Origin of the sequence: Streptomyces sp. NPDC002698, assembly GCF_042888945.1 — a bacterium.
Lineage (GTDB): Bacteria > Actinomycetota > Actinomycetes > Streptomycetales > Streptomycetaceae > Streptomyces.
In genome coordinates, this window is sequence record NZ_JBIAQM010000053.1 from 29,305 (window position 1) to 41,342 (window position 12,038).

A 12,038-nucleotide genomic window follows, 5' to 3' on the forward strand; every position below is an offset into this window, starting at 1 on the left:
GAACTGACCGGCAAGGAGCTGCGTTCATGAGCCAGGCACAGCTTGGAACCGACCGGCGGGGAGCCGCTTCCGTGACCACCGCCGGTACGTACACCCCGAAGCCGGGCGCGGCCCCGCTGACCCGCATGATCGGCGCGCAGGCCGCGCTGGAGACGAAGATGCTGCTCCGCAACGGCGAGCAGCTCCTCCTGACGGTCGTCATCCCGACCCTGCTCCTGGTGCTGTTCAGCTCGGTGGACATCATCGACACCGGCGCGGGCGAGGCCGTCGACTTCCTGGCGCCGGGCATCCTGGCACTGGCCGTGATGTCGACGGCGTTCACCGGCCAGGCCATCGCCACGGGCTTCGAGCGCCGGTACGGCGTCCTGAAGCGGCTGGCGGCCTCCCCGCTCCCCCGCTGGGGGCTGATGACCGCGAAGACGCTGTCGGTCCTCGTCACCGAAGTCCTCCAGGTGATCCTGCTCACCGCGATCGCGTTCGCGCTGGGCTGGTCGCCGCACGGCAATCCGTTCGCCGTCCTGCTCCTGCTGGTCCTCGGCACGGCCGCCTTCTCCGGGCTCGGCCTGCTCATGGCCGGCACGCTCAGGGCCGAGGCGACCCTGGCCGCGGCGAACCTCGTCTTCCTGCTGCTCCTGGTCGGCGGCGGGGTGATCGTGCCGCTGGACAAGTTCCCCGCGGGCGCCCAGGACGTGCTCGGTCTGCTGCCCATCTCGGCGCTCTCGGACGGGCTGCGGGCGGTGCTCCAGCACGGCGCCCAGATGCCCTGGGGCGACCTGGGGATCCTGGCGGTCTGGGCGGTCCTGGGCCTCGGCGCGGCCGGCCGGTTCTTCCGCTGGGAGTGACCGGCCCGCCCCACCGGGAGTCGTGGCACCGCCACGGGGAGTGAGCGGCCCCGCCGGGGAGGGCGGCCGGCCCACCGCTCACGGGCGGGACCCTCGTGAAAGCGTGCACAAGCGGGGCCCCTACGATGGTGCGCGTGCAGAACCTGACCCGAGCCGACGCCCTCAGCGCGGTGCGCAACCCGCTCGCCTTCATCGCCGAACGCTGGACCCCGACCTCCCGGACGGTGCAGCGCGCGGCTCTCGCCGCGCTCGTCATGGCGGTCGTCATCGTGGTCACCGGCGGTGCCGTGCGGCTCACCGGCTCCGGCCTCGGCTGCCCGACCTGGCCCAAGTGCACCGAAGACTCGCTGACGGCGACGAGCGCGATGGGCTTCCACGGCGTCATCGAGTTCGGCAACCGCATGCTGACGTACGTGCTGTGCGCCGCCGTCGGGTGGGCGATCGTCGCGGCGCGCTCGCGGAAGCCGTGGCGGCGCGGCCTCACCCGGCTCGGCTGGGCCCAGTTCTGGATCGTCATGAGCAACGCGGTCCTCGGCGGGATCGTCGTCCTGGTCGGCCTCAACCCGTACACGGTCGCCGCCCACTTCCTGCTCTCCACCGCGCTCATCACGGTCGCCGCGCTCATGTGGCAGCGCACCCGCGAGGGCGACGCGGCGCCGCGTCCGCTCGTCGGCAAGCCGGTGCGGCAGCTCGTGTGGTTCCTGGTCTGCGCCTCGGTCCTGCTGATCGCCGTCGGCACGGTCGTCACCGGTGCCGGACCGCACGCGGGTGACTCGAGCGAGGTGGAGCGCATCCCCGTGAGCTGGGAGGACGTCACCAAGCTGCACGCCGTGCTGGCCTGGATCATCGTCACGCTGACCTTCGCCCTCTGGTTCGTCCTGAAGGCGGTGGACGCCCCCCGGGGTCCCCTGCGGCGCACCCGCGACCTGTTCCTGATCCTCCTGGCCCAGGGCGTCATCGGCTACGTCCAGTACTTCACCGACCTGCCCGAGGCCCTGGTCGCCCTCCACATGCTCGGCTCCTGCCTGGTGTGGATCGGGGTGCTGCGGGTGCTGCTGGCCCTGCGCGAGCGCCCGGAGGCCGTGGCGGATCTGCCGGGTCCCGCGACCACGTCGGCCCTCACCCGCGCGTAGCCCGTCCGGGCCCGTCCGGGGATACCGCATTCACCCGCGCGCGGCCCGTCCAGGAAGCGCCTTCGCACGCGTAGCCCGTCCGGGGGAAACACGCACGCGGCCCGCCCGGGATCGCCATCACGAGCGTGAGCCCTCGGCGGGCGCCGGTGCGCTCACCCCACCCCGTACACCCGCCGCGCGTTGCCCGCCGCCACCATCGTGGCCACGCGCTGGGCGTCCTCCAGGGACCACGCCCCTTCCGCGACCCAGCCGCCGAACACCCGGCCGAGCGCCTCCCGGAACAGGTGGGCGCCCACCACGTGCAGCTCGGGCAGGCCCTGCGCCCCGCTGGAGAAGAGGATCTTGCCGAACGGCGCCAGTTCCAGGATCTCGGCGAGGACGGTCGCGGCCCGGGCCCCGGTGCGTACCAGGGCGGCGCCCGAGTCGGCGTAGACGTGCGCGAAGACACCGGCGAGGTGGGCGGCGTGCCGGTGGTACGGGTAGCCGTGCAGCAGGACCAGGTCGGTGCCGAGGCCCGCCGTGGCCCGGACGAAGTCCGTCAGCAGCACCGGGTCCGTGCGGTCGATGCGCTGGCCCGGTTCGCCGAGGCCCGCGTGGAGCTGGAGGGGCAGGCCCGAGGCGACGGCGATCCACAGCAGATGGCGGAGCAGGACGGGGTCGGTGAGCGTGCCGCCGACCCGGCGGCCCGCGAGCCAGCGGCCCGCCGCGCCCCGTACCTCCCCCGGTCCCGGCGGTTCGGGCGCGAGGGCCAGACCGTGCCGCACGCCCGCGACGGAGGTGAAGGCCACGGCGTTCACGGCGGCTCCGTGGACGGATTCGGCGAGATTGGCGAGAAAGGCCTCGACGGTTCCCGAGGTGTCGGCGACCTGTTCGGCGAGCAGCTCCAGACGGACGATCTCGTGCGCCCGCGCGTCTCCCGTGGAGGCCATCTCGCCCGGCCCGGTCAGGTCGCCGGGCAGACCGGTGTCGACGAGGTACGTGGTGATGCCGCTGCCGCGCAGCAGTCTGCGGCCCGACTCCAGGACGCCGAGTTCGCGGCGCCGGGCCAGATAGCGGGCGGGCGTGCAGTGCGGTTCGAGCCCGAGCAGGGGCGGGCACCAGCGCCGTACGGCGAAGCCGGTCTGGGTGTCGAAGAAGGTGGTGCCCGCGGCCGGCGGCCCCCCGGTCCTGGCGAGGTGGGCCTCGAACGTGCCGAGGCCCAGCTCCGTCCGCAGTACGCCGTGGCAGTACTGGTCCACCAGGGACGGCGTTTCGATCATCCGGACTCCCGCGAATGGACCGTTGCTTTTCAGGTCCTAACGGCTGAGCCGGGTGTCAGGTGTTGGTCGCGCACACCCCGTGCGAACAGCCGACGATTGTCGGCCGTCCGTGCGAGGGGTGACGTGTCAGTCGTTGGAGGGACCGCCGACCTGGATGCCGGCCATGCGCTTCCACTCGTACGGGCCGGTCTTCACCTTGGCCGCGAACTCGCCGTCGAACGCCTCGTGGACGGTGACGCCGGCCTTCTCCACGGCCTTCTCGGCGATCTCGTAGCTCGTCGCCACGAGGTCGCCCCAGCCGCCGTCCTCGCCGACGAGGACGATGCGGGCGCCGCGCTCTCCGATGTACGCGACCTGGGCCTCGACCCCGCCGTGCGCCTTGGAGAAGGCGGTGATGCGCTGCGCGAGCTTCGCGGCGGCGCGTTCGGCCTTGGGGTCCTGGACGGCGCCGGGGGTCTCGTCGATCTGCTGGGTGTCTGCCATGGCCAGGATGCTACCGACGGGTAGATCGAACGGCGACGGGAGGGGTGCGTGGCCTTGACCACGCACCCCTCCCGTACACGTTTCCGGGCGGTCTAGCGGAGGAAGGGGTCCACCGCGACGGCCACGAAGAGGATCGACACGTAGGTGATCGACCAGTGGAACAGCCGCATCTCCTTGAGCTTGCCGCCCGTGACCTCGGCCTTGGCACGGTTCTGCAGGCCGTGCGCCTCCCACAGCCAGAACCCGCCCGCGCCGAGCGCGACCGCGGTGTAGAACCAGCCCGTGTACCCGAGCGGGGTGAGCAGCAGCGAGACCGCGACCATCACCCAGCTGTAGAGGACGATCTGGCGGGCGACCACCTTGTTGCTCGCGACGACCGGCAGCATCGGCACGCCCACGCGCGCGTAGTCCTCGCGCACCTTCATGGACAGCGGCCAGTAGTGCGGCGGCGTCCAGAAGAACATCACGAGGAAGAGGATGACCGGCGCCCACGACATGGAGTTCGTGACGGACGACCAGCCGATGAGCACGGGAAGACAGCCGGCGATGCCGCCCCACACGATGTTCTGCGAGGTACGCCGTTTGAGAATCATCGTGTAGACGACGACGTAGAAGAGGAGCGCCCCGAGCGACAGCCAGGCGGACAGCCAGTTGACCGCGAGACCGAACAGCAGGGTCGACACGACCGCCAGCGTGATGCCGAAGGCGAGGCACTCACGGGGGCTGACCATGCCGGTGACGAGCGGACGCTGCGAGGTGCGCTCCATGAGGGCGTCGATGTCGCGGTCGATGTACATGTTGAGCGCGTTGGCGCCGCCCGCGGACAGATAACCGCCGAGGCAGGTGAGGAGCACCAGCTTCAGATCCGGCACACCCTGCTGGGCCAGGAACATCACCGGAACCGTGGTGATCAGCAACAGCTCGATGATCCGCGGCTTGGTCAGCGCCACGAACGCCTTCAGACGGGCCCCGAACGGCCGCTGGCCCCGGCTGCTGCTCGTCCCGAGCACACCCGCTGGACGGGATTCGACGGCCGTCACGCACACCCCTGACAGAGACATCCCAGCGGGCCTCGGGATGAATTCCCCGCAAAGGCCCGCGCGTACCACGCCACTGTAGACGTTGCCCAGACCCCGGCATTCGCGGGGGTGGGCCCGTGTTGAGGAGTGCGTCCGGAAGAGCTGATCGAGACTCGATTGAGCACTCGGACGAGCGGCTCCGTATTCACTTGCCGAACACGGAACGACCTAGTCGGGAGGCGGATCCCGATGAGTCCCGGCAGTCTGGAATGACTCGAAAAAACGCGCGTACTCACGGGGGTAGGCTCGACAACGGCCGGGGCGCCCAGTGCACCGGCATTTCGACATGTGTGACATGTGGAGAGGAGCCCTGACCCAGGGTGAGCACCAAGCCGACCACCACAGACCTCGAGTGGACCGAGCTGGACCAGCGGGCCGTGGACACCGCCCGCGTCCTGGCCGCCGATGCCGTACAGAAGGTCGGCAACGGCCATCCCGGTACGGCCATGAGCCTGGCGCCCGCCGCCTACACCCTCTTCCAGAAGGTGATGCGGCACGACCCGGCGGACACCGACTGGGTTGGACGCGACCGCTTCGTGCTGTCCGCCGGCCATTCGTCCCTGACCCTCTACACCCAGCTCTACCTGGCCGGTTTCGGCCTGGAGCTGGACGACCTGGAGTCCTTCCGGACCTGGGGCAGCAGGACCCCCGGACACCCCGAGTACGGTCACACGCCGGGCGTGGAGACCACGACCGGTCCGCTCGGCCAGGGTGTCGCCAACGCGGTGGGCATGGCGATGGCCGCCCGCTACGAGCGTGGTCTGTTCGACCCGGAGGCGCCGCAGGGCGAGTCCCCGTTCGACCACTTCATCTACGCGATCGCCGGTGACGGCTGCCTCCAGGAGGGCATCTCCGCGGAGGCCTCCTCCATGGCCGGGCACCAGAAGCTCGGCAACCTGGTCCTGCTGTGGGACGACAACCACATCTCGATCGAGGGCGACACCGAGACCGCGGTCTCCGAGGACACCGTCAAGCGCTACGAGGCGTACGGCTGGCACGTGCAGCGCGTCGCCCCGAAGCCGGACGGCGACCTGGACCCGCACGCCATCTACAACGCGATCGAGGCCGCGAAGAAGGTGACGGACAAGCCGTCCTTCATCGCGATGCGCTCGATCATCGCCTGGCCCGCCCCCAACGCGCAGAACACCGAGGCCGCGCACGGCTCGGCGCTCGGCGACGACGAGGTCGCGGCCACCAAGCGCGTCCTCGGCTTCGACCCGGAGAAGTCCTTCGACGTCGCCGCCGAGGTGCTGGCCCACACCCGTCAGGCCCTGGACCGGGGTGCCCAGGCCAAGGCCGAGTGGGAGAAGGGCTACGCCGCCTGGCGTACCGCCAACCCGGAGCGCGCGGCGGAGTACGACCGTATCGCCGCGACCGAGCTGCCGAGCGGCTGGGAGGAGAAGCTCCCCGTCTTCGAGGCGGGCACGGGTGTCGCCACCCGCGCCGCGTCCGGCAAGGTGCTCCAGGCCCTCGGCGCGGTGATCCCCGAGCTGTGGGGCGGCTCCGCCGACCTCGCCGGTTCGAACAACACCACGATCGACAAGAGCAGCTCGTTCCTCCCGGCGGACAACCCGCTGCCGGAGGCGGACCCGTACGGCCGCACGATCCACTTCGGCATCCGCGAGCACTCGATGGCCGCGGAGATGAACGGCATCGCGCTGCACGGCAACACGCGCATCTACGGCGGCACCTTCCTGGTGTTCTCCGACTACATGCGCAACTCGGTCCGCCTGTCGGCCCTGATGCACCTGCCGGTGACGTACGTGTGGACGCACGACTCGATCGGCCTCGGCGAGGACGGTCCCACCCACCAGCCGGTCGAGCACCTCGCCTCGCTGCGCGCCATCCCCGGCCTCAACGTCGTCCGTCCCGCGGACGCCAACGAGACGGCCATCGCCTGGCGCGAGATCCTCAAGCGCTACACCAAGGTGTTCGGCAAGGGCGCCCCGCACGGTCTCGCCCTGACCCGTCAGGGTGTGCCGACGTACGAGGCGAACGAGGACGCCGCCAAGGGCGGTTACGTCCTGTTCGAGGCCGAGGGCGGCTCGCCCGAGGTCATCCTGATCGGCACCGGCTCCGAGGTGCACGTGGCCGTCGAGGCGCGTGAGCGGCTCCAGGCCGCGGGCATCCCCACGCGGGTGGTCTCCATGCCGTGTGTGGAGTGGTTCGACGAGCAGGACCAGGGGTACCGGGACAGCGTCCTGCCGCCTTCGGTGAAGGCCCGTGTCTCCGTCGAGGCCGGAATCGGTCTCACCTGGCACCGGTTCGTCGGGGACGCCGGACGCATTGTTTCGCTGGAGCACTTCGGTGCTTCGGCCGACGGCAAGGTGCTCTTCCGCGAATTCGGTTTCACCGCCGAGAACGTCGCGGAAGCCGCCCGGGAATCGATCGCCGCAGCCCAGCGCTGACGCCGACATACGACACGTAGGAGATGCAATTTCCATGACAGACGCACTCAAGCGCCTCTCCGAGGAAGGCGTCGCGATCTGGCTGGACGACCTGTCGCGCAAGCGGATCACGTCCGGCAACCTTGCCGAGCTGATCGACCAGCAGCACGTCGTCGGCGTCACCACCAACCCGTCGATCTTCCAGAAGGCGATCAGCAGCGGAGACGGCTACGAGCAGCAGGTTTCCGAGCTCGCCGCCCGCAAGGTCACCGTCGAAGAGGCCCTGCGCATGATCACCACGGCGGACGTGCGCGACGCCGCCGACATCCTGCGTCCCGTCTTCGACGCCACCGAGGGCCAGGACGGCCGTGTGTCGATCGAGGTCGACCCGCGTCTGGCGCACAACACCGCGGCGACCGTCGCCGAGGCCAAGCAGCTCGCCTGGCTGGTGGACCGCCCCAACACCCTCATCAAGATCCCGGCCACCAAGGCGGGTCTTCCGGCGATCACCGAGGTCATCGGCCTCGGCATCAGCGTCAACGTCACGCTGATCTTCTCGCTGGAGCGCTACCGCGAGGTCATGGAGGCGTTCCTCGCCGGCCTGGAGAAGGCCAAGGAGCGCGGCCTGGACCTCTCGAAGATCCACTCCGTGGCCTCGTTCTTCGTGTCCCGCGTGGACACCGAGATCGACAAGCGGCTCGACGCCCTGGGCACCCCCGAGGCCAAGGCCGCCCGCGGCAAGGCGGGCCTCGCCAACGCCCGGCTCGCCTACGAGGCGTACGAGGAGGTCTTCTCCACCGACCGCTGGGCCGCCCTCGACCGGGCGCAGGCCAACAAGCAGCGCCCGCTGTGGGCCTCGACCGGCGTCAAGGACCCGGCGTACAAGGACACCCTGTACGTCGACGAGCTGGTCGCGCCCAACACCGTGAACACCATGCCGGAGGCCACCCTGGGTGCCGCCGAGGACCACGGCCGGATCACCGGCAACACGATCGCCGGTACGTACGAGCAGTCCCGTACCGAACTCGACGCCGTCGAGAAGCTCGGGATCTCGTACGACGACGTGGTCCAGCTCCTTGAGGACGAGGGCGTCGAGAAGTTCGAGTCCGCCTGGAACGACCTGCTCAAGTCGACCGAGGCGGAGCTCCAGCGCCTCGCCCCTTCGGAGGGCTGAAATCTTGTCGAGCAGCAACCCGCTGCGTGACCCCGCAGACCGACGGCTCCCGCGTATCGCGGGGCCGTCGGGCCTGGTCATCTTCGGCGTCACGGGCGATTTGTCACGTAAAAAGCTGATGCCCGCGGTGTACGACCTCGCCAACCGGGGTCTTCTTCCGCCGGGCTTCTCGCTCGTCGGGTTCGCCCGCCGCGAGTGGGCCCACGAGGACTTCGCCCAGGAGGTCCACGACGCGGTCAAGGAACACGCCCGCACGCCCTTCCGCGAGGAGGTCTGGCAGCAGCTCGTCCAGGGCATGCGCTTCGTCCAGGGCACCTTCGACGACGACGACGCGTTCGACCGGCTGCGCTCGACCATCGAGGAGCTGGACAAGGCGCAGGGCACGGGCGGCAACTTCGCCTTCTACCTGTCCGTGCCGCCGTCCGCGTTCCCGGTGGTGATCCAGCAGCTGAAGAAGCACAAGCTGGCCGACCAGTCGAACGGCCAGTGGCGCCGCGCGGTCATCGAGAAGCCCTTCGGCCACGACCTCAGGTCGGCCGAGGAGCTCAACGCGATCGTGCACGAGGTCTTCGCCCCGGACCAGGTCTTCCGCATCGACCACTACCTGGGCAAGGAGACCGTCCAGAACATCCTGGCGCTGCGCTTCGCCAACACGATGTTCGAGCCGATCTGGAACCGGTCGTTCGTCGACCACGTGCAGATCACCATGGCCGAGGACATCGGCATCGGCGGCCGGGCCGGCTACTACGACGGCATCGGCGCCGCCCGTGACGTCATCCAGAACCACCTGCTCCAGCTCATGGCGCTGACCGCGATGGAGGAGCCCTCCTCCTTCGACGCGGACGCGCTCGCCGCGGAGAAGACCAAGGTGCTCGGCGCGACCAGGCTGCCGAAGGACCTGGGCAAGAGCACGGTCCGCGGCCAGTACGCGGCGGGGTGGCAGGGCGGCGAGAAGGTCGTCGGCTACCTCCAGGAGGACGGTATCGACCCCAAGTCGAAGACCGACACCTTCGCCGCGATCAAGGTCGAGGTGGACAACCGCCGCTGGGCGGGAGTCCCGTTCTACCTGCGCACCGGCAAGCGTCTGGGCCGCCGCGTCACCGAGATCGCGGTCGTCTTCCAGCGCGCCCCGCACTCCCCCTTCGACCACACGGCGACGGAGGAACTGGGCCAGAACGCGATCGTCTTCCGCGTCCAGCCCGACGAGGGCGTCACGGTCCGCTTCGGTTCCAAGGTGCCCGGCACCTCCATGGAGATCCGGGACGTCTCGATGGACTTCGCGTACGGCGAGTCCTTCACGGAGTCGAGCCCGGAGGCGTACGAGCGTCTGATCCTCGACGTGCTGCTCGGTGACTCGAACCTCTTCCCGCGCACCGAGGAGGTCGAGCTGTCCTGGAAGATCCTCGACCCGATCGAGCAGTACTGGGACAAGCACGGCAAGCCCGCACAGTACCCCTCGGGCACCTGGGGCCCCGTCGAGGCGGACGAAATGCTCGAGCGAGACGGACGGAGCTGGCGTCGCCCATGAAGACCGATCTCACGGACACCACGGCCAGCAAGGTCAACAAGGCCCTCGTCCAGGGCCGCCGCGCCATCGGCACGCCCGCCGTCGGCATGGTGCTCACCCTCGTCATCGTCACCGACGAGGAGAACGCGTACGACGCCCTGAAGGCCGCCAACGAGGCCTCGCGCGAGCACCCCTCACGCACCCTCGTGGTCATCAAGCGCGTCTCCCGCTCGCCCCGCGACCGCACGACGTCGCGCCTCGACGCCGAGGTACGGCTCGGGGCGGAGGCGGGCACCGGCGAGACGGTGGTGCTGCGCCTGTACGGCGAAGTGATCAACCACGCCCAGTCGGTCGTCCTGCCGCTGCTGCTGCCGGACGCGCCCGTCGTCGTCTGGTGGCCGGTGAACGCGCCGCTCGACCCGGCGAAGGACCCGCTCGGCTCGCTCGCCCAGCGCCGGGTGACCGACACCTACGCCGCCGAGGCCCCGGTGCGGGAGCTCGACGCCCGCGCCGAGGCGTACACCCCGGGCGACACGGACCTGTCGTGGACCCGCATCACGCCCTGGCGTTCGATGCTGGCCGCGGCCCTGGACCAGGTCACCTGCGACGTGGACGCGGTCGAGGTGGAGGGCGAGGAGTTCAACCCGAGCTGCGAACTGCTCGCGATGTGGCTCGCGGAGCGGCTGGAGGTCCCCGTCAAGCGGTCGCTGTCCTCGGGCCCCGGCCTGACCGCGGTCCGGCTGGAGACGAGCTGCGGCCCGATCGTCCTGGACCGCGCCGACGGCACCCTCGCGACGCTGTCCATCCAGGGGCAGCCCGACCGTGCGGTGGCGCTCAAGCGCCGCGACACGGCCGAGCTGATGGCGGAGGAGCTGCGCCGCCTCGACCCGGACGACACCTACGCCTCGGCGCTGCGCTACGGGGTGAACCGGCTGAACTCGGCGGACACCGGCGGTTCCCCGGGCGGCACCGCGACCGCCACGAAGGCGGCCCCGGTCGCCCCGGTCGCCAAGGACTCCCCCGCCGGGGTGGCGGAGACGCTCGCCAAGAAGGCGGCGGACAAGGCGGCCGCCGAGTGAACACCCCGCAGCTCGTCGTCCACCGCGACAAGGAACTGATGGCCCAGGCCGCGGCGGCGCGGCTGATCACGAAGATCGTGGACGCGCAGGCCTCGCGCGGCTCCGCCTCGATCGTGCTGACCGGCGGACGCAACGGCAACGGGCTCCTCGCGGCGCTCGCCGCGGCGCCCGCCCGGGACGCGGTCGACTGGGCGCGCCTGGACCTGTGGTGGGGCGACGAGCGGTACCTCCCCGAGGGCGACCCCGACCGCAACGACACACAGGCCCGCGCGGCCCTGCTCGACGCGGTGCCGCTGGACCCGGCGCGGGTGCACGCGATGCCCGCGTCCGACGGTCCGTTCGGCGCCGACGTGGAGGCGGCGGCCGAGTCGTACGCGGCGGAGCTCGCGAAGGCCGCCGGCCCGGAGAACCACGGTCCGGTCCCGGCCTTCGACGTCCTGATGCTGGGCGTCGGCCCGGACACCCACGTGGCCTCGCTCTTCCCGGAGCTGCCCGCGGTGCGGGAGACGGAGCGGACGGTGGTCGGCGTGCACGGAGCGCCGAAGCCGCCGCCGACCCGGATCTCGCTGACCCTGCCCGCGATCCGCTCCGCCCGCGAGGTGTGGCTGCTCGCGGCCGGCGAGGACAAGGCGCAGGCGGCCGCCATCGCCCTGTCCGGCGCGGGCGAGATCCAGGCCCCGGCCGCCGGCGCGTACGGCCGCTCCCGCACCCTGTGGCTCCTGGACGCCCCGGCGGCGTCCCAGCTGCCACGCTCGCTGTATCCGCCGGCGTCCGCCTGAGCGACCGCCGCACGGAACGGCTGAACCACAAGGGGGCGGCAGGGTCACCGACCTTGCCGCCCCCGCGTGCGTCCACCGGGCCCAAGGACTCCCCACGATCGTCAGGAAGGTCCCGGGAAGCGGGCGGACCCTTGCCGCCCGCTTCCCTCAGTCATGCTCACCGACCGCGCAGCGTCCGGTACTTGGCGACCAGGGCCTTGGTCGACTCGTCCAGTCCCGGCACGTCGGCGCCTTCGGTGAGGGCGGGTTCGACGCGCTTGGCGAGCACCTTGCCGAGTTCGACGCCCCACTGGTCGAAGGAGTCGATGTTCCAGAT

At 70.9% G+C, this 12,038-nt stretch carries 11 protein-coding genes; 7 read left to right on the plus strand and 4 right to left on the minus strand.

Going from position 1 to position 12,038, the window contains the following annotated elements:
• The first annotated feature begins 26 nt into the window (after positions 1-26).
• Both ACFYW9_RS38225 and ACFYW9_RS38230 read left to right on the plus strand, forming a co-directional pair.
• The gene (locus ACFYW9_RS38225) at positions 27-842 is read left to right on the plus strand and encodes an ABC transporter permease (protein ID WP_389159670.1); all 816 of its coding nucleotides are present in this window, start codon (positions 27-29) and stop codon (positions 840-842) included.
• A 125-nt stretch (positions 843-967) separates the two neighbouring features.
• Complete coding sequence (locus ACFYW9_RS38230) at positions 968-1,975, plus strand: heme A synthase (protein ID WP_389159671.1); 1,008 nt, start codon at positions 968-970, stop codon at positions 1,973-1,975.
• Between the two features lie 152 nt (positions 1,976-2,127).
• Here the strand turns inward: ACFYW9_RS38230 and ACFYW9_RS38235 are convergent, their stop codons facing one another.
• The 3 genes from ACFYW9_RS38235 to ACFYW9_RS38245 form a co-directional block, all read right to left on the minus strand.
• Complete coding sequence (locus ACFYW9_RS38235; RefSeq protein WP_389159672.1) at positions 2,128-3,234, minus strand: amidohydrolase family protein; 1,107 nt, start codon at positions 3,232-3,234, stop codon at positions 2,128-2,130.
• 126 nt (positions 3,235-3,360) lie between these two features.
• Entirely contained in the window at positions 3,361-3,717 is a 357-nt protein-coding gene (locus ACFYW9_RS38240; RefSeq protein ID WP_351873630.1) for a hypothetical protein, read from the minus strand.
• Between the two features lie 92 nt (positions 3,718-3,809).
• Complete coding sequence (locus ACFYW9_RS38245) at positions 3,810-4,763, minus strand: heme o synthase (protein WP_387296305.1); 954 nt, start codon at positions 4,761-4,763, stop codon at positions 3,810-3,812.
• A 353-nt stretch (positions 4,764-5,116) separates the two neighbouring features.
• Between ACFYW9_RS38245 and tkt the strand changes: the two genes are divergently transcribed.
• The 5 genes from tkt to pgl are packed head-to-tail and all read left to right on the plus strand — an operon-like array spanning position 5,117 to position 11,722.
• The gene (gene tkt, locus ACFYW9_RS38250; RefSeq protein WP_351873633.1) at positions 5,117-7,204 is read left to right on the plus strand and encodes a transketolase; all 2,088 of its coding nucleotides are present in this window, start codon (positions 5,117-5,119) and stop codon (positions 7,202-7,204) included.
• A gap of 34 nt (positions 7,205-7,238) precedes the next feature.
• Positions 7,239-8,357, plus strand: coding sequence for a transaldolase (gene tal / locus ACFYW9_RS38255; RefSeq protein WP_389159673.1), 1,119 nt, complete (start codon positions 7,239-7,241; stop codon positions 8,355-8,357).
• A 1-nt stretch (position 8,358) separates the two neighbouring features.
• Positions 8,359-9,885: a glucose-6-phosphate dehydrogenase gene (gene zwf / locus ACFYW9_RS38260; protein ID WP_326791001.1), complete on the plus strand. Its 1,527-nt coding sequence runs from the start codon at positions 8,359-8,361 to the stop codon at positions 9,883-9,885.
• Positions 9,882-10,943, plus strand: a complete 1,062-nt coding sequence (opcA, locus tag ACFYW9_RS38265; RefSeq protein WP_389159674.1) for a glucose-6-phosphate dehydrogenase assembly protein OpcA — start codon at positions 9,882-9,884, stop codon at positions 10,941-10,943. The genes zwf and opcA overlap by 4 nt, the downstream gene beginning before the upstream one ends.
• On the plus strand, positions 10,940-11,722 hold the full coding sequence (gene pgl / locus ACFYW9_RS38270) for a 6-phosphogluconolactonase (protein ID WP_326788459.1): 783 nt from the start codon (positions 10,940-10,942) through the stop codon (positions 11,720-11,722). Before opcA ends, pgl begins: the two co-directional genes overlap by 4 nt.
• Positions 11,723-11,879: 157 nt before the next feature.
• On the opposite strand, the gene ACFYW9_RS38275 is transcribed toward pgl, so the two are convergent.
• On the minus strand, positions 11,880-12,038 hold a 159-nt coding region (locus ACFYW9_RS38275; protein WP_389159676.1), incomplete at its 5' end, for a hypothetical protein.